This window comes from Anabaena subtropica FACHB-260 (assembly GCF_014697105.1).
Taxonomy (GTDB): Bacteria; Cyanobacteriota; Cyanobacteriia; order Cyanobacteriales; family Nostocaceae; genus Trichormus; species Trichormus subtropicus.
In genome coordinates, this window is sequence record NZ_JACJRF010000005.1 from 91,356 (window position 1) to 114,991 (window position 23,636).

Below are 23,636 nucleotides of genomic sequence, written 5' to 3' on the forward strand. Positions count from 1 at the left end.
TATTTATCTATAAATAAATGACTTGGCATATTCTACGCTCCTGTGCATTTCCTTTCAAATATCCAACCAATGGTGGTATCCATCGTTCGGAGCAAATTTTAGAAATTTTAGTAAAACACAATATTTATGTAACAGAACTACATGACTCACAATTCAATCGATCAAGACCGATTAGCGATCGCCTGACTGGAGCCAGCCTTTGTATCCAAGATGGCAACTGGGATGCCTTTCGCGATCGCAGGGTAGGTGGACTGGGCCAAAAGTATTATCAATATCAGCAGGAACTCACCAAAGTTGAACGACTGGATGCGCTAATTTGGGAAACTACAGCCGAATCAGTCACGCCCAAAATTGGTAAGAAATATAATCTGCCAGTTATTGCATTACCACATCAATTAGAGTCGTTTTTTCAAATATATTTTTATAAGCGTCCTTCTCATGCAGTTTTTCAATACTTAAAACAAGAAATTCAAGCACTTAGTTTAGTAAATGCAGTTTTCACAATTTCCGAAGAAGACCAAATATTGTTAAATAATTGTGGAATTAATGCCGAATATCTTCCTTACTATCCCTCTCAAAGACTAATTAATTTTTACTCTCAAATTCGCCAACAAAGGAAAAAATATCCTCAAAAAGAATTTTTAATATTGGGTTCTGTACATAATCAATTGACGCGAGAAGGCATTCTAGAACTACTTGCTTGGATTAATTGTTATCCAGAAAAACAACTACTCAATATTACACTTGTGGGTAATCAAACAGAATCCCTAAAAAATATAATTGATTATCCCTGGCTGAAAATTATAGGAACAGCCAACCAAACAGAACTGGAAGATTTACTTTTGAGGGCAAAAGCAATATTAATTCATCAACTCAAAGGAGTAGGAGTCTTAACTCGTATTCCAGAAATGCTGGTAGCAGGTATCCCTGTAATTGCTAATCGCATTGCTGCTCGCAGTGCAAGTCATATACCAGGAGTTTACATTTACGACGATCCTGAAGAGTTGCAAAGCTTACTAAGTGGGAAATTTGCAGAAGTACCTTTTCCCCAAGCACCCAAAAAAGCAGAAGCAAGGTTTATTAAAACTATATTAAATTAATATGAAAATCCTGCACCTCCCAGTTGCTTATTTACCTTGGACAATCGGTGGACGTGAGGTTTACTGTCATCGCCTATGTCAAAACCTGCAACTTTTAGGAGCTGATGTACAGGTAGCTATTCATCAAGATGTTTCCGGTCGGGAACCTTTAGGAAATCACCACCATGAAGGTGTTCCTGTTTGTGTTTTACCTCCAATTTCCGATCACGGCGATCGCGTTGCTAGTGTTAGCAGAACTACAAATCATCCTATAGGATTTAGGGAAGTGCTGGCTGAATATCAGCCAAATATAGTCCACTTCCATGATTCTTGTAGTAGCGCAGGAATTACACATATGCGCTTGTCTAAAGAGGCGGGTTGCAAGGTGGTCATGACTTATCACAGTCCTGGTCAATCTTGTCTCCAAAGTGCGCTACTCTATCACGGTAAGCAAGTATGTGACGGTAAGATATCAGGCTATCGTTGCACAGAGTGTCGATTAAGTTATGCCGGATTACCTTCTCCTGTAGCTCGATTTGTGGCACTTGGCTCTCCACCCTGGATTGACCCCGCTAGTCCCGGTAAAATCAACCACGTTCTCACAGCCAGAAAAATGACTGAATTGCATCACTCTGCATGGTTAGAAATAATCGAATTGGTGGATGCCTTACATGTGCATGCTGCGTGGGTAAAAGATATCGTCTTGTTGAATGGGGCAGATCCACAAAAAGTACATTTCTTGCGTCCAGGAGGCCCAAATCCTGTTTCACATTTAGTCCAACTAAAATCCCATAGTGATTTCTTAAATATCGTATTTGTTGGGCGATGTATTGATATTAAAGGTATTCATATTTTAATTGCAGCAGTTAAGTTATTACCAAAGGAATTACCTATTAAAGTTACTTTCTTTGGACCTTATTGGGAAAGTAAAAATTATGGGCGTAATCTGCTGCAACAGATTAAAGGAGATGTTCGTTTTGAACTAAAGCATAATCTACCAAACACTCAAATTGTGGAAACATTGGCTAATTACGATGTTTGTGTAGTTCCTTCTATCTGGCTGGAAACCGGCCCTCTTACGGTTTTAGAAGCATTTGCTGCTGGTGTCCCTGTAATTGGCAGCCGTCTGGGAGGCATTGTTGAATTAGTACGAGATGAAGTTGATGGCATTCTCTTTGAACCAGGTAATGCTCATGAGCTTGCCAATATTTTTACCCGTCTGGCAAGAAATAGAGAGTTAATAGAGAAGTTAAAGATGAATATTAAACCACCTAAAAAAATGACTAGCTTCGCAAAAGATATGTTATCTCTGTATCAAGATTTACAAAAATGAAGGTACTAGTCATTGCTGACCCTCACATCCCTATTCCACCACCACAGCAGTATGGTGGTACAGAAAGGATTGTACATTTAGTTTGTCAGGGATTGCAAAATCGAAGCTTAATTTAATTTCTTGTGAAAAAAATTATTATTGCCCTCACATCTTTATGCGCTGAAGGAACACCAGTCTTAGTACTAGAAATGTGCCGTTGGTGGTTAGCGCATAATATTCAACCTATGGTTGTGACGTTGAATGCTGAACCAACAGATTTAGTTTCAGAATTCCAACAACTAGGCATACAGATCCATAGCCTTAATATTTCTAATTATGGCTATAGGCGCTACGGGCAGATAATTCTTAAGTTTTATCGCATCTGTCATCAATTCCAACCAGATGCCTTACTCTCAATGCCCCTGGGATGGCACACATTTATCGCCTATGGTGCGCGTTTAGCAGGTGTCCGTCGAATCGCTGCTCATGCTGGAAATTACCCTCCCTATTGGACAGGTACTGCCTTTCAAAAATTTCGGTTCCTAATACAATTAGGACGACCTGTTACTGACATACTAATTTGCTGTAGCGATTATGTTCGCCAAGGCGTAATTAAATACTTAGGAGTCCCAGAAAGTGAAACTGTCACAATCTACAATGGTTGTCCTCTTGAGCAGTTTTATCAATCTAACTCCCCACTTCAATTTCCGTCCAATCACGTTTTAAACATTGGGATGGTGGCTCGTCTGGAAAAGCACAAAGATCAACCTACCTTAATTCGTACCGCTCACATTTTAAAAGAGCGTGGGATGTTATTTAAGGTTCAGCTCATTGGAGAAGGGAGCCGTCGAGGAGAATATGAAACCTTAATTCAGCAAGAGCAAGTTGAGGATTGTGTATATCTATTAGGAATGCGGCGGGACATTCCCAAATTGTTGAGTGAGATGGATATTTTTATCTTCTCAGCAAAACCTGATGAGGGATTGGGAGTAGCCTTAATTGAAGCTATGGCAACTGGTGTACCAATTGTTGCTACTGCTGTTGGTGCTTGTCAAGAAGTTTTAGATCAGGGTAACTTGGGACTTTTAGTCAAGCCTCATGACTCGCAAGCCCTAGCAAATGGAATTATAGAAATTTTGTCAAACCCTAAATCTGCAAAGTCTAGAGCAGAATTAGCTCAAAAAAAGGTATTTCGTGAATTTACTATTGAGAACATGGCAAAGTCCTATGCTTCTTGTCTAGGCTTAGGGGTATAATGAACAAAAAAATTTCCAGAAATCAAACTTTTACAATAGTACATTTCTTGAATGGATTTCACTTTGGAGGCACAGAAAATATATGTCTCCAAATTTTGCAAAACTCACCATCAAATGTGCAAAATATTTTAATTAACCTTAATCCCAAAAACCTGGAGATGCTGCCAGTTTTTCAGGCAGTACCAAATTTGGTAATTTTAGAACAACCTTATAATACAAATCAGAAACTGGAATTTATTTTTGGAATTGCACAAACACTTAAAAAATTACAACCTCAAGCAATCTTAGTTCAAACTTTTGGTTTGCATATATTTATAGGATTAGCAGCTCGACTCGCTGGTATTGTCTCAATTGTTACGCGTGCAGGTAACCCTGCACCCCAAGAAAAATCAATTCAATACAAATGGAAATTAATTATTCAGGCTTCTCACTTTTTAAAAATTCCTATTCATTCTTGCTCTCAGGCTACTCACGACTCGCTTCAAAAACTGTCTAAGTTGCCAGCAGGTTCATTTGCAATTCCTAATGGTTGTGATGTAGAAGCGATCGCCTCTCAAGCACTAGCCAGTCGTCAGCAACGTCCAGTGAATGCACCTATTACTATCGGTATGGTTGCTCGACTCAATCGGATCAAAGACCAAGCAAGCTTAATTCGTGCTTTTGCCATTGTGCATCAAAAGTACTGTAATACTCAATTATGGTTAATTGGTGATGGCGAAGAGAGAAATCGGTTGCAAGCCTTCACTAAAGAACTTGGTTTACTAGAGTCTGTAATTTTTTGGGGTAATCGAAATGATGTACCCAGCTTATTGGGACAGATGGATATTTACGCGTTTAGCACTACTCCAGATGAAGGGTTTGGTATTGCGATTATAGAAGCAATGGCAGCAAATTTACCTGTAGTTGCCAGTGATGTTCCTGCTTGTCGTGAAGTTTTAGGCAATGGCCAGGCAGGTTTCTTAGTAAAATCTCCAGAAAGTTTAGCTTTAGTAATAGAAAATCTCATCAATTCCCATGATTTGAGAAATCTATGGGGAAAACGGGCATACCAGTATGTTAGTGAAAAGTTTAGTATTCAAAACTGTTCAAAGCGTTGGTATAGTGTTCTGTTGAAACAAACTAGCTAATTATGAAAAGTATCAAAAGGGTGTTAACTGTCATTGGTGATCCTAACCAAATTAACACCTGGAGCAATACACCTTATTTCTTTTTAAAAGCTGGACAGAAACTTGGTTTCCTTGATGCAGGTATCACACTTAATCCTGATAAATTACGCACTCAAAGAATAATTTGGAACCTGTTAACTTGCTTGAAAACTGCTGAAAAAGGTGGGTTTCAATATACTGATTTATTTCTTAAAAAGCTTTTTGCTCAAGCAAACTTGAATAAAGAATCTATTGAAATTATCAGTCACTTTCCTTTATTACCTCCAGTTACTTGGGCTAATTCTTGGAAAGTCAGCTACTATATCGATGCTACTCTGCATCAAAACTTTGCAGAATATGGTTTAGCAAAAAAAGTTAATCGTCATGTACGTCAAGCTGCTATAGAACAAGAAAAAAAAAACTATCAGAATGCAGAAAAAGTAATTTGTATGTGTCAGTGGGCAGCAGAATCAGTAGTGAAAAATTATGACATATCTCCGATTAAAGTACACGTTATTCGTAATGCTGCTAATGTTCAAGAATCTAACTTAGGTCATCAAGGAAACTCTCCAATTCTCTACCCTCCACTTAATCCTTTACGCTTAGGATTTATTGGAAAAGACTGGCAACGCAAAGGTCTACTTTATTTACTACAAATAGCTGAAACTCTAAATCAGAGAGGAATTGCAGTAGAAGTTATTGCAGCTGGTTCAGAGCCGAAGACTTTACCATGCCATCCTCTATTAAAATCTATTGGCTTTATTGATAAAGCCAATAATATGCAAAAATTTATTGATCTGATTCGCTCCTTTCACTTTGGATGTTTGTTTTCTTCGGCTGAGGCAAGCCCTGGTTCCAATTTAGAATGCTTGCGTTTGGGAGTTCCGGTTTTATCAACAAAAATAGGAGGGATTCCTGGTACAGTTCCCGATGGACTAGGGTTTTTATTTGAGTATCAAACGCCTCCTGAGAAAGTAGCAGATTTCCTAGAGTCTTTCACCGCTAATCCATCAAAATACTATGAATTACGGCAGCAAGTTGCCAAGCGATCAGAAGAATTTTCTTGGCAGCAAACAGTTCATAAATTTATTCAAGTTTGGGAAGGGTCAGAGGAATTTCGCTATAAGACTCTCATCTAAAATATCTTGAAAATAAATTTCCTATTTTTGATAAACATTTTTATATACATGAAGTAAAGCTTTTACAAGAGAAAGGTTTATCTTTAGAGGTTTTAAGGGCTTCAGAAGTTGCAGTCGAACCATTGACGGCATTTATTCATTTTTTACTTCAACCAAATTTTGCTATGACACTATCATCTGAAGTTTGTCCACTACGTTTTATCGTTATTCAAATGGGAGCAAGGATGCACTATGCGGTTCCGGCACTGTTAGCAAGACATGGAATGCTAGAGCATTTTTATACAGATATTTGCAGTAACGTCGGATTTTCGGGAATCATTAGCCATCTTTTACCAAACTCTATCCGTCCTCAACCTGTTAAACGATTTCTAGGAAGGAAACTGCCACCAGAAATCCAACCTTCCCAAGTTACCACTGTTCCTCTAACAACGCTTACTAACTTTGTAGCTCAAAATTTGCAAACTAGAGGAATTAATACGCCCTCAGTTATAAATCCAGAATTGAAAATTTTACAGCGTGTATTAAAAGACAATTTATCTAATGCCAACTCACTATATACAAATTGTATTAACTCAGATATCGAAGTAGTCCAAAAAGCTAAAGATAAAGGAATTAGTATCGTTCATGAAGTAATTATTAATGCTGATGTTGGACGCATTCTTAGAGATGAACGTAATTTATACCCTGGTATAGAAATGCAGGATGATTTGGATGAAGTGGAAGAGGGAATAAAAAGAGATTTAAAAAAATGGGAAATGTCCGATTTGATTCTAGTACCGTCGGATTTTGTCTACGATCGCACTGTGAAGCTAGGAGGAAAAGCTGATAAAATTGTCACGGTTCCTTATGGAATAGACCAAGATTGGTTTAACAATCAGCCCAATCCCCAAAGAGGTCGTGTTCTTTTTGTTGGTTCCGTCAGTTTACGTAAGGGTAATCATTACCTGGCACAAGCTACACGTATACTGCAAAAGCGGAAAGTAAATTGTGATGTACGTGTCGTTGGCCCTTACGAGCCACAAGCAATCGAACACCCAGAATTTCTGGGGCCTGATTATGTAGGGCAGTGTCCCCGTACTCATGTTAGGAAAGAGTTTCTAGAAGCTGACATCTTTGTTTTACCTACTCTATCAGATAGCTTTGCTTTAGTTCATCTGGAAGCAATGGCTTGTGGCGTTCCAGTAATTACTACACCTAACTGTGGCTCTGTTGTTCGTGATGGTGTAGATGGGTTTATTGTTCCAATTCGAGATGCTCAAACCTTAGCTGACCGTATCGAACAACTCCTAACTGATAATAATCTCCGTAATCAGATGTCCCAAAATGCAAAAGCACGTGCAAAAGAATTTACCTGGGAAAAATATGGGCAAAGATTAATGGATGCTTTTAAGAAACTTGCAAAATGATTTATATTATTTGGCTAATTAAAGCATGACGTTTGATTTATTTTTTAATTTGACAGTTGCAACCGGTATTATTGCAATAGGATGTGCATTTTGGGCTTACCAAAAGAGCAATGACTCATTTCATCCTATGATTTATCTGGGAATGCTGCTCTTTTTCATGTATTGCTATATGCCCATTAAACTTGTTCAGGAAGCTCCTGAACAATTACAAAATTATTTATCTATTAGCCAATTAGAATATGTGCAATGGATAAATTTAATTGGTGTAATTAGCATTTGTACAGGAGTTTTTATAGGTAGTGGAAAAGTTCAATTCTGTCCACAAAGACAAGCATGGAGCTTGCCACCTTTTATCTGCAAACGCCTTAAAAAGGCAGCTATAGTATGTGGACTTATAGGAGTCATAGGTTTTGCTTATTCTATCTATAACGTAGGTGGAATAGAGGCTGCTTATGGTAAATCCTATGGTGGAGGTTGGGATGACTCTGGTTATGTGCGAGAAATATTTTTGTTAACCCTACCAGCACTACTATGGTTTTTAACCAGTCATATGCGAACCCGCCTATCTCAAATGGATTGGGTATGGGTGTTCTTATTTTTGACTCCTCTACTAATGCAAGGATTACTGGGGGGAAGACGTGGGCCAACAGCGATGGCACTAATTGGAATAACCGTCGGTTTGTATCTGATAAGAGGACGGCGACCTCCATTAACAATAGTGCTTGTTGGCAGTCTTTTATTAGGCTCGCTACTACTATTTATAGTCAACAATCGAGGAGAAATTTATCTCGGTTCAGATTTTAATTTTCAACAACAAGAACAAAAGCAAGAATATATCTCTGTAAGTTCAGGCAATGAGTACATATTCGGTGCAAGTACTATCTTGAATGCTGATATACGTTCTGAATATTTATGGGGTAGGCGCTACTTCATTGTATTTTTTATTCGTCCAATTCCAAAAGAAGTGTGGCCTACAAAATATGATGATGCTACTCAATTATTTGGTGTTGACCTTAGGGAAAACGCTGGTATTAGTTCTAAAAGTATAAAAGAGACTTTAGGATGGCTACCCGCAAAAGGTGCAGCTCCTGGCATCATTGCAGATATGTGGCTGGAAATGTGGTGGTTCTCCTTTATTATCCTCTACTTAATTGGTTGGGTATATGGCACAGCATGGCGCAAAGTATTATCTCAGGGTGGCTTGTGGATTCCTACTTATACTCTCATGACAGCACTATCTGTCTACCTGGTGACGCAAACTCTAGAAGCTATGGGCTTCCGTTTTTTGTGGACCTTTACCGCAGCATGGCTAATCTGGCGCTATGGTGCTGGCAAGTTTCGCAAAACTCTCCTCAATCAATACAATTCCGATTTTAACCATCAGAGTTTTTAGCAGTGCTTTTTCAAGATACCATTGCAATTATTCATACCCAATTTGGTCCCTACCATTTTGCTCGTGCCAAAGCAATTGCAAAACTTTATTCTGGAAAAGTTCGATTAATCCAATTAGCCTCTAAAGAGATTCAGCGAGACTGGGTAGTAGACGTTGAGCAATCAGAGCTAATAACCATTGCTCAAGGAACTCTAGAGAGCATTCATCCAAATGTAATTGCTCGCCAGTTAGTTAAATGTTTAAACGAAATTCTTCCGAATGTATTAGTTATTGCAGGTTATGCTCATCCAGCCATGCGTTATGCCGCGCTGTGGGCAAAATCTCAAGGAATAGCCCGTATTCTGCTATCAGACTCTCAACAGCAAGATAGACCTCGTAATTTTATTACAGAAGGCTTAAAAGGTATATGGATATGTCGTAACTTTGATGCTGCTTTTGTGGCCGGAGCAAATGCTGCACTCTACTTGAATAAATTAGGCTTTCCACTGCACAATATATGGCGAGGTTATGATGTGGTTAATAACCATCACTTTGCTCTTGAATCTGAGAGGATAAAAGGTTTCACTCCTGAGCAACGTGATCATTTTGGAGTGCCAAAAAAGTTTTTTCTTTACGTAGGGCGCTTCTCTCCTGAAAAAAATTTGTTGCGGTTACTGTTGGCGTACAAACTCTATCGTCAGCAATTAGGCCAAGAGGCGTGGTCTTTAGTCATGGTAGGGGGTGGGCCTCAAGAAGCAAAACTGAGAGCGCAAGCCCAACAATTAAATTTATTAGATGTTATTTGGCCTGGTTTTCAGCAGGTAGATAAATTACCGATTTATTACGGTTTAGCATCTGCTTTGATTCTTCCTAGTCTCAGGGAACCGTGGGGATTAGTAATTAATGAAGGCATGGCTTGTGGCTTGCCGATTCTGATTTCAGAACGTTGTGGTTGTGTGCCAGATTTAGTATTCCCCGGGATTAATGGCTATGTATTTAATCCTTTTAGAGTAGAACAAATTGCTGCTGCTATGGCTGCTATGACAGCAAAATCTGATTTACAGAGGCATAAAATGGGCAATGCTTCTAGTCGTATCATTGCTAACTATACTCCCGAAACTTGGGCTGAAGCACTATCAGATTGTATTCATAATATTTGTGTTTAATTCTAGATTTATTGATTTCTATTTTTTGAAAAATCAATAAAATCACTAATATTAAATCTAGCTACTTAATGTTTTTTAAACTATCACTTGCAGCCAGCAATCATAACAAGCGATCGCTCGAATTAATTCGGTTTTATTAAACAAAAATTGACAATAAATATATGTAGATACTTAAAAGCCTCAAATCTCCTAATCTCTGAAAACAGGCTTTTATGCTACTGGTAATATTCGTTCACGAATTTGACTGCTTTTACAAGTGGGCAATGCTTTACCATGCTCTTTTTCCTCAACGCTACTGGTAAATGCACAAATCTTTTATTAAATACTATTTAAGCGGACTTGATATGATGAAAATCCTTGTAATTTCTCCCTATTTAGGAGCCAGCTATGGCGGCATTTCTAAAATTGTTATTGACTTGGCTCAATCTTTAGGAAAACTAGGGATTCATGTTGATATTGTTACAACAAATGCTAATGGTAAAACTAAATTACAAGTTCCATTAAAAATGTGGGTAAATGAACAGGGTTACAGAGTCCAATATTTTCCTTGCTGGCATCATGATGACTTAATTTTGAGTACTTCATTAATTAGATGGCTTTATACAAATGTTCGTGAGTATGACTTAGTTCATACTCACACAATTTTTGCACCTTTAATTGGTATAGTACAAAGAATTTGTCTAGCACGTCGAGTTCCCTACTTGGCAATGCCGCATGGTATGTTAGAGCCTTGGGCATTGACATACAAAGCATGGAAGAAGCGAATTTATTATGCCTTATTAGAGAAAAAATCACTGCAAAGTGCTGATGCAATTTGTACTTCTACTACTAATGAGAATAAGCAGCTAAAATTACTGAAAATTCAAACACCAGCATTTACAATTCCCAATGGTATTTATCATCAAGAATTCGCAATTTTACCAAACCCAGAAAACTTTTACCAACAATTTCCCAAAACTCGTAACAAGACTATAATTTTATTCCTGGGACGCATTGATCCTAAAAAAGGTTTGGATTTACTAGCTCCTGCTTTTAGTAAAATTTATCGTCAGTTCCCACAAATTCATTTGGTTGTAGCTGGCCCTGATAATATCGGATTTCTACCGACTATTAAGAAACATTTTACTCAAGCAAATTGTTTAGAAGCTGTCACTTTTACGGGAATGTTGACAGGGAAACTCAAATATGAATGTTTAGCAGCCGCAGACATATATATTTCTCCTTCATATTCAGAAGGTTTTAGTATGTCTATTTTGGAAGGTATGGCCGCAGGTTTGCCTTGTATCATAACTACAGGCTGTAATTTTCCAGAGGCTGCATTTGCTCAGGCTGCTCATGTTGTAGATATTAACAGTGAAGCGATCGCTAATGCGTTAAATCAATGTCTTAGTAACCCAAAAGCTGCAAAAGCAATGGGGAATCGCGCTCGTGATTTTATTTTCCAAAACTACACTTGGGAGTGCGCTGCTGAAAATTTGCTAAAAGTTTATCAAAGTATCTTACCGTTCGCGCAATCGAGCATGAGTTTGATGAAATAGGGGATATTGTTCCAGCAGGCGATGGCGTTCCGCCTACCGTAGGTGATCGTTTTTACCACCCCTTGTGCAGAGAGAAAGTTAATTTCAAAAGAATTCACAGTTAACTACTAAAAATAGATGTTAATAAATATTTTTATATTTTTAAGTAAAATTATTAAATATGTTACTAAAAGGCCTAAATGGTTTTGTATGTATGCTTTGGGAAGATTTCAAATTGTAAAATTCTTCTTTCCACTTTTTTTTTCACTAAGAAATTTTTAAAAAATTTTCAGGATAATGAAACTTTATTTAACAATCTTGATGTAGAAAAAATTGTTTCAACTCTAGAAAAAGAAGGACTTTACTTGGGGATAAATTTACCTCAGGATGTAGCAAAGACAATTTTTGAATTTGCTATGCAAGAAAATTGTTATGGAAACCAAGCTTTACATCTAGGTTTCAAATATGATGATAAAGAAAAAGCAGAATTAAACTCTGGGCAAAAATTTACAATTGGTCAATACTATAATACTGCTAATTCTTGCACAATTATCAAAAAATTACAAGCCGATCCAAAATTATTAGAAATTGCTAGTAAATATTTAAATGTGCAAGCTATATATGTAGGAACTAGGCTCTGGTGGAGTTTTGCGGGAGACAAAGAACTCATTAATCAACATAACTTTGGTCAAAGTTTTCATTACGATCTAGATGATTATAAACATCTTTGTTTTTTCTTTTATCTAGTAGATGTAGATATATATACGGGGCCACATATATGTATCCGAGGTAGCCATAAAAATAAAAAATTATCCTATTTGTTTCTTTTTAATTCGCCAAAATCTATTGCTGATCAAGATATTATAGATTATTATAATTTTGAATCTCTAATAACTATTTGTGGTAAATCAGGTTTTGGATTTGCCGAAGATCCATTCTGTATACATAAGGGAATGAATCCCATTAATAAAGATCGCTTGATTTTACAAATCAGATTTTCTATAAATGACTATGGCATATTACATGATGATGTAGATATATCCTTACTTAAAAATTGTTGATAAATACAATAATTTTGAAAAAATAATTGATGAGTAAAATTTGTTTTACTCACTTAGTTACCTTCTTCTGAGAAACTTTTTACTCTACCTGTAAAGGCTGGATACCCATGACTGTCTAATCAGTATTTAAGAGTTTGAAACTCAAGCACAGTAAGAAGTATGAAACGAGTTTCAACGCCAAGCATGGAAATTTTCTAGGGAGTGGGTACTGGGATGTTGACTCAGCACTCCCCACTCAAAACTTAATTAGCCTTGCCATTCTCCTGGGGGTATAGCAACTGACTATCATTTACCCAGACTGCTTGTTGTGGTACGGGTATAGAAATACCTGCCTGGTCGAAGGCGATTTTGAGGCGGCGGCGGTATTCTCTGGCTACATCCCATTGCTTGAGGGGTTGTGTTTTAATCCAGACGCGAATAATTAAACCGCGATCGCCAAAGTTATCGATTCCCAATACTTGCGGTGTTTCGATAATTCGTCTTTGCCAAAGGGGGTCTTGATTCATCTTCAAAGCTACATCGCCAATCAACTTCAAAGCTTGATCAATATCGGCTTGATAGTCTACTGGAACAGTTAAATCAGCTCTTGACCAACGACTAGAAAGATTAGCCACAATTTTAATTTCGCTGTTAGGAATCGTAATTAATCTTCCTTCTGCATCTCGCAGCTGAGTCATTCGCAGATTGAGATTTTCTACTAAACCTCCCACATCTCCTACATTAATCACATCGCCCAAAGCGTACTGGTCTTCTAAGATAATCAAGAAGCCGTTAATTGCATCTTTAATTAAGTTCTGGGAGGCAAGGGAAACAGCTACACCCACTAAACTCGCACCAGCTAGTAAAGGTACTATATCTATACTTAACAAAATCAATGCTAACAAGATTGCCACTATCACACAAATAATAGTTGCAATACTTTTAGTCACGCCAGAAAAAGTAGAAACTCGCAGTTGTAACCTTTCCGAAGTCTCAGACGTTAGTAAAGCACCACTGCTGATGAGAGTGCTAGTAAAGCGGTCAATCAGCGCATAGATCAAACGAATCGCCACATAAGTTCCCACTACTACCACAGCTAATCTCAAGGGAATTTGCGCTGCTGAGAGAATGGCTATTTGCAATGTGCGTGTGTAAGGAAATAAACCCAAGATAATGAAATTTCCACCTCCCCAAATCCCTGCTTGCGTTAATTGAAACAGACGTTTTTTGACTTCTTGGAGATGCTGATGTTGTTGTTGATTGAGCTTGGTTGTAATCTGTTTCGTAGTTGGTGAAGAAGCAGAGTTAGATTGTAGAAATTTCTGGCGGGAACGACGTTGCCAGCGAGTTACTCCCCAACTAGCAATAAGCATTGTTAATGCAATGCCAACAGCAATTTGACTACGGTTGATTAAAAATTGTGGTTGCCGTTCTTGCCTTGCTCTTTGTAAGTCTTGCCTTAACGACTGTCTAATGTTTTCGGCTAATTCCCAAGGATCTCCTTGTCCCAAATTTAAACTGGCATCTTGGGAATTGACAGTCATGAGGTAACGATTGTTGACATAAATTACTGGCAATTCATTGACTTTGCGGACTTGTACATCAGCTTCTGTAGCAGACGATCGCAAAAAACTTTGAGTAATATCTCGCAAACTCTGCTCAATGGTTTCTATCCGTTCTGGAAGGTTTGCTCTCGTTGCTGATACCTGAAATAAGCGGCGACCATCCAAATGAACCCAGCCAGACACAACTCTATTGTCTGATTCGTTGCTGATCACATTGGGTACTTGTATCTGTGGTATCAACGGAAATTGGGCTGTAGCTTTTGGTATGGAAACAACTGTGATAGCCATTGAACCAGCGATCGCCAAAAAGTGAAATCGCACTCCACACCTCCTTAAATTATCAATTTAGAGCCGGATACTAATGTTTCCTTAGCCATAGTCCACAATCAATGTCAGTAATTGTACCTATCTAAAGTTGAATTTTTCCTTTTAAGTAGTTGAAAAAAGCAAGTATTTTTCATGGATTTACTATCTTGAGATAGATGACGATTAAATTCATCTACTTTGGGTAATAGCTAAAGAAAACATTGATATACTCTTACCAAAAATTAAGTTAAAAAGAAAAAGCCGGGCATGGCGTTGACATTGAGCTTGGTAAACGTCAAGCTAGTCCAGAGAACCATTGACTAGCTCTTGGGTAATTACCCCCAAAATTTGCTAGTCGTGGAATAATTGAATAAAGTGCGTAAGCAATTACGTAGCTTTTTTGACTTTTTTGAGGAACTTTTGATGACCGCAACTTCTCCCCGATTAAAGCACGAGGTTAAAGACCTCGCCCTCGCTCCCTTGGGAAGACAGCGTATTGAATGGGCTGGACGGGAAATGCCAGTATTGCGGCAAATCCGCGATCGCTTTGCCCAAGAAAAACCCTTTGCTGGGCTTCGCCTTGTAGCTTGCGCCCACATCACCACAGAAACAGCACATTTGGCGATCGCGCTGAAAGCTGGTGGTGCTGATGCTGTATTGATTGCTAGTAACCCCTTATCCACTCAAGATGACGTAGCTGCTAGCCTTGTCTTAGATCACGAAATTCCCGTATTTGCTCAAAAAGGCGAAGATAACGCCACCTATAACCGCCACGTCCAAATTGCTTTAGATCACCGCCCCAATATCATCATTGATGACGGTAGCGACGTAGTTGCAACTTTGGTACAAGAACGCCAAAATCAAATTGCCGATTTGATTGGTACTACCGAAGAAACTACTACCGGTATTGTGCGTTTACGCGCCATGTTCAAAGACGGCGTTCTCACCTTCCCCGCAGTTAACGTTAACGACGCTGACACCAAGCACTTCTTTGATAACCGCTATGGTACTGGTCAATCTACCTTAGACGGGATTATCCGCGCTACAAATATTTTGTTAGCTGGTAAGAACGTTGTCGTTGTTGGTTACGGCTGGTGTGGTAAGGGTACAGCCCTGCGCGCCCGTGGTATGGGTGCAAACGTCATAGTTACCGAAATCGACCCCATCAAGGCAATTGAAGCCGTTATGGATGGTTTCCGCGTCCTACCAATGGCGGAAGCTGCACCCCAAGGTGATATCTTTATCACTGTGACTGGTAACAAGCACGTTGTTCGTGGTGAACACTTCGATGTCATGAAAGACGGTGCGATCGTTTGTAACTCTGGTCACTTTGATTTGGAACTTGATTTGAAATACTTGGCTGCTAATGCTAAGGAAATAAAGGAAGTCCGTCCTTTCACTGAAGAATATAAGTTGACAAATGGTAAATCCGTTGTCGTTCTCGGACAAGGACGTTTGATTAACTTAGCTGCGGCTGAAGGACACCCCAGCGCAGTTATGGATATGAGTTTTGCTAACCAAGCTTTAGCTTGTGAATACCTGGTGAAGAATAAGGGTAAGTTAGCTCCTGGTTTACACTCAATTCCTGTTGAGGTTGATCAAGAAATTGCTCGCTTGAAGTTGCAAGCAATGGGAATTTACATCGATAGTTTGACCCCTGAGCAAATTGAGTACATCAATTCTTGGACTTCAGGTACTTGATATCAATTTATTCATTAATTTTTTAGGGATAGGCGTTTTTGCCTATCCTTTTTTGTTTCTCACGTAGAGACGCAGAGAGGAATGGATTAATAAGATTTAGATTATAGTTAAACTTACGGTAGGGTGTGTTATCGCGCAGCGCAACGCACCATCTATAGCTAATCAATTAGTAGAGTTAGGAGTGCCGAAAACAGATATTGTTTTAGGTTTTAAATCACCTTAGCCAAACAGGCAAATCCTGATGTGAGGTGTTATTTTTAGAGAAAGCGAATATTCGTTGTAGTAGTGCGATCGCACCGCATAATCTGGAGTTGGCGTAAATACAGATGTTATTCCCAGGACAATTATTTACGCCAATTTAACATATAAGCTGAAAATGCAAAATTGCTGGAGTCTAACCCACAGCTAACTTACCCCAACTGACATAAGGTAAATTACTAGCCGTTACCCGAATTTGCTCGGTGTTAGCCACCAACTGACCGCAAGCATCCCAAGCGCCAGTAATAAATGTGCTTCTCGTCCCTTCACCAATAGAAACTGGGGCTGTGAAATCACCAACTTGCACTTGCAGAGTTTCTAAATTGATGCTGACAGGTGCTTGGGGATTCGCTGCTACCAATTCTTGCAGTTGTTTGACGATCGCCTCATCACCTGTGACACAAGGCACACCTATCGCCACGCAATTACCGAAGAAAATTTCTGCAAAGCTTTCACCAATAACAGCTTGAATCCCCCATTTAGCTAAAGCTTGGGGTGCGTGTTCCCGCGATGAACCACAGCCGAAATTACGGTTAACTATTAAAATGTTTGCATCTTGATACTGGGCTTGATCAAAAGGATGCTCACCTTTTAGGGCTGTCCGGTCATCAATGAACGCACCTTCACCCAACCCATCAAAAGTAACAGCCTTCAGATAACGAGCCGGAATGATGCGATCGGTATCTATATCATTACCGACTAAAGGTATGCCACGCCCTATAACTTCTCTAACTTCACTCACCATAATTGTAATTTTTAGCTAAATAAATGTCTTTGAGTAAGGAGTAATGAGTAAGGAGCTTTTTCATCACCCCTAAACCCCTAAACCCCTACAACAACTCCCGCACGTCCGAAACTTCACCCTTAATTGCAGCCGTGACTACCATCGCCGGACTCATTAACAAGGTGCGACCAGCAGCTGATCCTTGTCGTCCTTTAAAGTTGCGGTTGGAGGAAGAAGCACTGATTTGTCTACCTTCAAGTTTGTCAGGGTTCATCGCCAAGCACATCGAACATCCGGGTTCGCGCCATTCAAAGCCTGCGGCCTCAAATATTTTATCTAATCCTTCAGCTTCTGCGGCTTTTTTGACTCGTTCGGAACCGGGAACCACAAAGGCCTTGACTCCTTCTGCTACATGGCGACCTTTAGCGATTTTTGCAGCTTCTTGCAAGTCGCTGAGTCTACCATTAGTGCAGCTACCGATGAAGCAAACATCAATTTTAGTCCCCTTAATCGGTTGACCAGGATATAAATCCATATAACGGTAGGCTTCTTCGGCTACAAAGCGGTCTTCTTCTAGCAGTTCTTCTGGCTGGGGAATCAACTGGTTGACACCAATACCTTGACCAGGGGTAATCCCCCAAGTCACAGTCGGGGGAATATCCGCAGCGTTGAATACTACCACATCATCGTATTCAGCATCAGCATCACTCTTGATCGATTCCCACCAAGCCATAGCTTGCTCCCACTCATCACCTTTGGGGGCAAAGTCTTTACCTTGGAGATAATCATAAGTCACTTGATCGGGATTGACATAACCGCATCTAGCGCCACCTTCAATGGCCATATTGCAGACTGTCATCCGTTCTTCCATGTTCATTTGCTCAAAGGTAGTACCCGCGTATTCGTAGGCGTAACCTACACCACCTTTAACCCCAAGGGTGCGGATGATATGCAGGATGACATCTTTCGCATAAACACCGGGGTTAAGAGTACCGTTGACTTCAATTTTACGGACTTTGAGTTTAGACAAGGATAGGGTTTGGGAGGCGAGAACGTCCCGCACTTGGCTAGTACCGATGCCAAAAGCGATCGCCCCAAAAGCCCCATGACTGGAAGTGTGGCTATCACCACAGGCGATGGTCATTCCTGGTTGTGTCAGTCCCAGTTCTGGCGCAATTACATGAACTATACCTTGGTTGCCAGAACCGATATTGTAAAAAGTAATGTTATTTTCTTGACAATTTTGCTCTAGCGCCTGGATCATTTCTTCTGCCAAGCGATCGACAAAGGGACGTGCCTGATTCTCTGTAGGTACAATATGATCTACCGTCGCCACAGTACGCTCAGGAAATAGTACTTTTAAACCTCGTTCCCGTAACATAGCAAAGGCTTGTGGACTAGTGACTTCATGGATTAGGTGCAACCCGATAAATAGTTGCGTCAGCCCTGAAGGAAGTGTACCAACAGTGTGTAAGTCCCAAACTTTATCAAACAGGGTTCCTTTGCTCATACGTCTATCGTTAAGTAACGAGTCAGAGTTTTTATAGTATCAAAAAAAAGTCAAGCTTTTTCCATCATCGAACTAATTGCCAAAACCTTCACTGAACTGTATTTTGCGAAAAACTGCATCTGGTAGACTTGATAAGTCCTATACTGTCGATGGCTCCACTATGCAGACAGTATATGTTCTACAGTTAGGCCAGAGGAAGATAGTATGTCGTGGATGGAATTGAGCCTCGATACAATACCCGAAGGAGTTGATTGGGTTTGTACACTAGTGGCTGAAACTATCACTATTGAGGATATTTACATCACAGAATATCAGGAAATCAACCAACCTGAATTAGTCGCAGAAAATGCGACCCATCCTAGTTGGGCGTTTACGATTAAATTATACCTAGCCTGTGATGTCCATTTGCGGACACGTATAGATAAAATTGCGAATCTGCTATTTCCCTTAGAGCGTACAGGATTAGCAACAGCAATTCAAACAAATGTAGTTGAGGAAAAACTCGCAAACGCAAACATCCTCAACCCTGTCATTCATCACATTGGTAAACGGTTCGTTGTGTTAGCTCCCAATGTACCTTATGAATCAGAAACAGCAGACCAAGTTACTTTGAGACTGAATAAAAGCTTTTCCTTCGGTAGTGGGTTTCATCCAGCAACAATTCTCAGCCTCAAATTGATTGAGCGATATATCATCCCTGGAATGAATACCCTTGATTTGGGTTCGGGTTCAGGTATTCTCAGTGTGGCAATGGCAAAATTAGGTGCAACTGTCTTAGCCTTAGATAATGATAGTGTTGCTGTGCAAGCAACTCAAGATGCTGTGCTTTGTAACAGCGTTGAGCAACAAGTAACAGTCATGGCAGGAAGTCTAGGGTCTGGTAGCGATTTGGGGCATTGGATGAACCAAGAAACTATTGATCATGTGTCAACAATTCAGCCGACAAAAAGCTTTGATCTCATAGTTGCAAATATCCTGGCACGAGTTCATGTTGCTCTCGCTGATGATTTCCAATGTGCATTGCGTCAAACAAATGCAGATGGAGGAATATTAATTGCATCTGGCTTTACCATTGATCATGAGGAAAGTGTTGCGATCGCTTTCACACAGGCAGGTTTAGAGTTGGTTGAGCGTGAGCAATTGAATGAGTGGGTTGCTTTTGCTTATCGCTTGGTGTAACAGCAGCATTATCGAATGTAAGTAACCCTATGTTTATCAATCAATTGAGATGACAATTCTGAATGATATGTCTGTTTGAGAATTGGCATTTCTTGCCAACAATTTCGACAAAAAAAGTAGACCTCATGACTGCGGATATGGCGTAAAAGCCGATTAGAGCAGCAAGGACAATTATTCATGATGTTTAAAAATTTTAAAAAAGTGATCTCAAAAAAATTTTGTAGTTATGTAACTAATAATTTAGTCACTTAACTATTTAAATAATTATGTTTTTACTCAATAATATCTTCAGTAAAAGCACGTAAAATAAGTATAAAGATTCTTGAAGAGAGTAATTTATTAAGTATGCTTACTTATATAAATACCGCCTGATCTGATTTGGCACTCAAATTATTAGCATTGGTATAAGAAAAAACCTCAAATAGTTAACTCATAATTCATGAAAGCCAAGTTATTTTATGAGTATAATTACTGGCTTTGTGACAATCTGCTGACCATTTTGCAATTTTAGTCCTTGGGTTTCTGTGGTGAAAAATTAATTTATCTAAGCACAGAGATACAGAGACAAAAGCAAAAGATACAGCCACACCTTAGTTCGTCAAAAAATACAGCCTAATTCAAGAGCATCGCATATTGAATTGTTTACGCCGATCGCCTAAATTGCTGTTCTTGGTGATGTTGCTGTAATTTATACATATAATTGAATAAATGCCAGCAATACTCCTCTGGTAATCCGCAGGTGATTGCTCCCCGGAGAACGACATTAAAGTACCAGTCGTTAGGCGCAACTTCTTCCTCTAATTTGTTCACCACTACGTAGGTGCGAACATCCTCATATACTTTATTGTGGCTGTGAATCTCTACTGATTCATGACGATAGAGGTTTTGGGAAACACCTTCACGTTGATCTAAGTATTCACTTAAGCGCAAAGGTAGTTGATAAAGAACACCTTTGACACTAGCTTTGGGGTCTTGAACTATATCTAAAACGCCACATTTACGGGTTGGTAAGTAGAGATGGAAACCTAGACGATAGCCTTTTAACACTCCAGGGCCGATGATATAAGGGTGGGTATTCTCACCAAGCGATCGCTTCAAATCCACCGGACACATACAAGAACCATAAGCAAAATAATAGAACATCGGCTCTTTATGTAACTGATGTTGCAATTTCATTTCTAACTTTACAGGATGATGAGGTTGCACCCAAGTATGGTGTGGATGTGAGGTTTGATGGCTCATTGACCCCTGGAAGTATTTACAACTATCAAGATTCTACTACGAATATTTTAATATATACAACTGTATTTCGACCGATAAACCGTAGTTTTTAGGTTGAAAATATGAAAAGCACAACTTGAACGCTAGATTTTTGCCTTTCTCTGTGCCTCAGTGCCTCTGTGGTTATACCATTTTGGATTTGAGATTTTGGATGGAAAACCGCTTAGTGTATTTGGATTTCCTCCGTCCATCTGTCCTGATCATTTTTCCAATTGGTATTAAATAAACTATTTTTTACCACAAAAGCACTAAGAACACTCAGTCCCTATTCTCAAAACATATCATTGAGCATTAGTAACAATATTGCTCCAAACTCGAACTATGGCTTGTAAATCCTGAGGCAAGTTATTTTGAGAAATATCGTTGTACTCAACCGTACCATCTTGACTGGTAAGAGTATAAGTAATGTAATCAGCACTGCCTCTGGATGCTGGATAGCGCAGATTATTAAATTCACCTCCATAGCGTCTGAGTAATTGCTCAAACTGTTGTAATTGGCGACGATTCAGACGGCGCACACTGCGTTCAGAATCATTGGCATCACCAATACGCACACGAATCAATTGCCCATCATTGAGTAAAACTGTCTCATAGGTTCTGCCAGCAAAGCCACCATGAGAAATTGTGCGGAACAACACATTTCTATCTAAGGGTGGTGGTAATTCACCAGCAGAAATACGTACTGGTTGAATTGTGCCAGTAGTATTACGAATAGTGTTACTAGCAGATCGATTGAACTTGACCAAAGAATTGTTGTCAGTATGATATACAAACCGTTCTCTACCTATGGTGACAATTACACGCCAACCAGGTACTTGAGCAAAAGTACAAACACCCCCATCTAAATCTAGACAGCCATTACTCCAAACTACCCGTTCTGCTTGAGTAATATTTTTCGGACTGAGGGCAATTTTAGTTCTAGCACGGTTGGCAGCATCTGCTAACACCTCTTGTACAATGGATGGTGGTAAATTTGCAGTTGTGTTACTGCCAGTTTTTAACTGAACTCTAGAACCATTTTCATTAGAAACAAATACCCAACGTTGGTTACTAGCACCCACTGTTACTTGCCAACCAGAGACTAAATTTTGATCGCAGGGATTGGGAAAGGTGGGGCGATAATCACAACCTTGAACCCAATTTGTTGGCTGAAATTCTAAAATACTCAGCGCTCTAGCTGGTAATCTTGTAACTTCACTAGCCTGGCGTAAAACGGCATTTCTCACATTTTGGGGTAATCTGCTAGTGTTACCTCGCTCATTTAGTCTAACTACAGAACCTGTTTGATTTGTGTGATAAATCCAGGTTTGTCTACCACGAGCAACCACAACTCGCCAACCAGGAACTAATACCTGAGTACAGAGTTCATCAGGTCGCTGTAGTTCTAAACAACCATTGCGCCAAGTCTGTTGACGATACTCTGTAATTTGCAAAGCTCTGGCAGAAATTCCTTCTCTACTTGATAAATCCCTTAATACAGCATTAGCTACGGGACGAGGTAAACTGGTCGATCTAACATTTTGTTTGAGCAGTTCATTTGGTGTTTCTGCTAGAAAATCGACAGATGAAGCATGGGCATTTTTGATGAATGTGAATCCACTACCAACAGATAAAATGCCAGTCAAAATTAAAGCAGTAATAATTTGAGCTTGTTTGGTATGACGATAAATTTGCAGCATAATTTTTCAGATAAAACGCTGACATCAGCGATTAGAGTTAGTATTGCAAGGATCAAAAATTAATACCTAACAAATAAGAACAATTCCGTAATTATTCCCAAAATAACGCTACTTGGGATTCCTTTCTGGTCTGTCTTCTTAATGTAGATATGAAGATAGACGCTAGTGTATTAATTCTTTGTTCCTAAGTCGTTTTAGATAAATGGGGAAAAGGAAGGAGATGGGGAGAAAAAATTTATCTATACACCAATTCCCAATCCCATCAGTACTAAGCACTGAGAACTGGAGCTTCAATGAATTGATTTTGAAGATCATCAAATCTAATGGTGTTAGCTGCCCAATTTTTTAAATCAGGTGCTAACCAGATTAATTTTTGTAGAATTTCGTCGTTGACCCACAACACCAAGGGAAAATAGAAATCTTTGCGAAACTCATCTCGCATGATATTCGTACTGAGAATGAGTTCGTTAATTGCAGCTACGGATTCTAAACCCCGAATCATCAAAACTTCAGGTTGAGCAGTTCCCAGTGAGGTTTTAATGGTTGTGTATAGTGTCTCCTGTGTTGGTGATAGGGTAATCTCGTGAATGTTGGTTAATGAAGATGCCTTGAAGCAATTTAGTATTTGCTGCTGTTTTGTAACAGAATTGCAACAAGCTAGTATTAGTGAAAACTCGCCGCCAGACAGCATTATCGCCCTTTTTAATCTCTTGGTGGCTGCGGTAATGTCTGTTAGTAGGTCTTGCGAGTTACTTAAGCTTTTCATTATCAACCCTATTTGTGGTTTTTAAAGTTGCTTAACATCTTGTACAAGTTACTTAATATATGATCATTATTATTTTAAGTAACTTTTAACTATCTTATCTCAAGTTTTCCTTGTTATTACTTAGGATTTTTATAAAAATACACTATTTGTTCGATGTTAAGTAAAAATTTTCACAATCATCAAATAAATATAAAGATTTCGTAGTTTTTACAAAAAACTAATAGCAGCAAAATTG

At 39.1% G+C, this 23,636-nt stretch carries 19 protein-coding genes; 13 read left to right on the forward strand and 6 right to left on the reverse strand.

From position 1 onward, the window contains the following. Positions 1 to 17 precede the first annotated feature (17 nt). The 10 genes from H6G18_RS04525 (at position 18) to H6G18_RS04570 (ending at position 12,453) form a co-directional block, all read left to right on the forward strand. A complete protein-coding gene (locus H6G18_RS04525) occupies positions 18 to 1,100 on the forward strand; it encodes a glycosyltransferase (protein WP_190405896.1) in 1,083 nt (360 codons plus the stop codon). A gap of 1 nt (position 1,101) precedes the next feature. Next, positions 1,102 to 2,412: a glycosyltransferase gene (locus H6G18_RS04530; RefSeq protein ID WP_190405897.1), complete on the forward strand. Its 1,311-nt coding sequence runs from the start codon at positions 1,102 to 1,104 to the stop codon at positions 2,410 to 2,412. A gap of 122 nt (positions 2,413 to 2,534) precedes the next feature. Beyond that, entirely contained in the window at positions 2,535 to 3,647 is a 1,113-nt protein-coding gene (locus tag H6G18_RS25170; RefSeq protein WP_199311551.1) for a glycosyltransferase, read from the forward strand. Further along, positions 3,647 to 4,774, forward strand: coding sequence for a glycosyltransferase (locus tag H6G18_RS04540; protein ID WP_190405898.1), 1,128 nt, complete (start codon positions 3,647 to 3,649; stop codon positions 4,772 to 4,774). Before H6G18_RS25170 ends, H6G18_RS04540 begins: the two co-directional genes overlap by 1 nt. Positions 4,775 to 4,776: 2 nt before the next feature. Continuing rightward, a complete protein-coding gene (locus tag H6G18_RS04545) occupies positions 4,777 to 5,931 on the forward strand; it encodes a glycosyltransferase family 4 protein (RefSeq protein WP_190405899.1) in 1,155 nt (384 codons plus the stop codon). Positions 5,932 to 6,095: 164 nt separating this feature from the next. After that, positions 6,096 to 7,337, forward strand: coding sequence for a glycosyltransferase family 4 protein (locus tag H6G18_RS04550; protein WP_190405900.1), 1,242 nt, complete (start codon positions 6,096 to 6,098; stop codon positions 7,335 to 7,337). A 169-nt stretch (positions 7,338 to 7,506) separates the two neighbouring features. Beyond that, positions 7,507 to 8,730, forward strand: coding sequence for an oligosaccharide repeat unit polymerase (locus H6G18_RS04555; protein WP_190405901.1), 1,224 nt, complete (start codon positions 7,507 to 7,509; stop codon positions 8,728 to 8,730). Between the two features lie 2 nt (positions 8,731 to 8,732). Then, on the forward strand, positions 8,733 to 9,875 hold the full coding sequence (locus H6G18_RS04560; protein ID WP_190405902.1) for a glycosyltransferase: 1,143 nt from the start codon (positions 8,733 to 8,735) through the stop codon (positions 9,873 to 9,875). Between the two features lie 344 nt (positions 9,876 to 10,219). Then, positions 10,220 to 11,413 (forward strand): glycosyltransferase, encoded by a 1,194-nt coding sequence (locus tag H6G18_RS04565; protein ID WP_242040186.1) that lies wholly within the window; start codon positions 10,220 to 10,222, stop codon positions 11,411 to 11,413. Between the two features lie 179 nt (positions 11,414 to 11,592). Then, entirely contained in the window at positions 11,593 to 12,453 is an 861-nt protein-coding gene (locus H6G18_RS04570; protein ID WP_190405903.1) for a hypothetical protein, read from the forward strand. A 242-nt stretch (positions 12,454 to 12,695) separates the two neighbouring features. Here the strand turns inward: H6G18_RS04570 and H6G18_RS04575 are convergent, their stop codons facing one another. Beyond that, positions 12,696 to 14,318 (reverse strand): mechanosensitive ion channel family protein, encoded by a 1,623-nt coding sequence (locus tag H6G18_RS04575; protein WP_190405904.1) that lies wholly within the window; start codon positions 14,316 to 14,318, stop codon positions 12,696 to 12,698. Between the two features lie 408 nt (positions 14,319 to 14,726). Here H6G18_RS04575 and ahcY point away from each other — a divergent pair, with 408 nt between their 5' ends. Together ahcY and H6G18_RS25235 are read left to right on the forward strand one after the other, a co-directional pair. Further along, the gene (gene ahcY, locus H6G18_RS04580) at positions 14,727 to 16,004 is read left to right on the forward strand and encodes an adenosylhomocysteinase (protein ID WP_190405905.1); all 1,278 of its coding nucleotides are present in this window, start codon (positions 14,727 to 14,729) and stop codon (positions 16,002 to 16,004) included. Positions 16,005 to 16,158: 154 nt separating this feature from the next. Continuing rightward, complete coding sequence (locus H6G18_RS25235; protein WP_390824734.1) at positions 16,159 to 16,227, forward strand: element excision factor XisI family protein; 69 nt, start codon at positions 16,159 to 16,161, stop codon at positions 16,225 to 16,227. A 171-nt stretch (positions 16,228 to 16,398) separates the two neighbouring features. On the opposite strand, the gene leuD is transcribed toward H6G18_RS25235, so the two are convergent. Next, positions 16,399 to 17,007 (reverse strand): 3-isopropylmalate dehydratase small subunit, encoded by a 609-nt coding sequence (gene leuD, locus H6G18_RS04590; RefSeq protein WP_190405906.1) that lies wholly within the window; start codon positions 17,005 to 17,007, stop codon positions 16,399 to 16,401. Between the two features lie 85 nt (positions 17,008 to 17,092). Further along, positions 17,093 to 18,496 carry a 3-isopropylmalate dehydratase large subunit gene (leuC, locus tag H6G18_RS04595; protein WP_190405907.1) on the reverse strand — a complete coding sequence of 468 codons (1,404 nt, stop codon included), beginning with the start codon at positions 18,494 to 18,496 and terminating at the stop codon, positions 17,093 to 17,095. A 204-nt stretch (positions 18,497 to 18,700) separates the two neighbouring features. On the opposite strand from leuC, the gene H6G18_RS04600 reads away from it, so the two are divergent. Continuing rightward, positions 18,701 to 19,675: a 50S ribosomal protein L11 methyltransferase gene (locus H6G18_RS04600; RefSeq protein ID WP_190405908.1), complete on the forward strand. Its 975-nt coding sequence runs from the start codon at positions 18,701 to 18,703 to the stop codon at positions 19,673 to 19,675. A gap of 642 nt (positions 19,676 to 20,317) precedes the next feature. Here the strand turns inward: H6G18_RS04600 and H6G18_RS04605 are convergent. The 3 genes from H6G18_RS04605 to H6G18_RS04615 form a co-directional block, all read right to left on the reverse strand. Next, positions 20,318 to 20,917, reverse strand: coding sequence for a gamma-glutamylcyclotransferase (locus tag H6G18_RS04605; RefSeq protein ID WP_190405909.1), 600 nt, complete (start codon positions 20,915 to 20,917; stop codon positions 20,318 to 20,320). Between the two features lie 320 nt (positions 20,918 to 21,237). Then, positions 21,238 to 22,635, reverse strand: coding sequence for a hypothetical protein (locus H6G18_RS04610; RefSeq protein ID WP_190405910.1), 1,398 nt, complete (start codon positions 22,633 to 22,635; stop codon positions 21,238 to 21,240). A 268-nt stretch (positions 22,636 to 22,903) separates the two neighbouring features. Further along, positions 22,904 to 23,401, reverse strand: a complete 498-nt coding sequence (locus tag H6G18_RS04615; RefSeq protein ID WP_190405911.1) for a hypothetical protein — start codon at positions 23,399 to 23,401, stop codon at positions 22,904 to 22,906. Positions 23,402 to 23,636 lie beyond the last annotated feature (235 nt).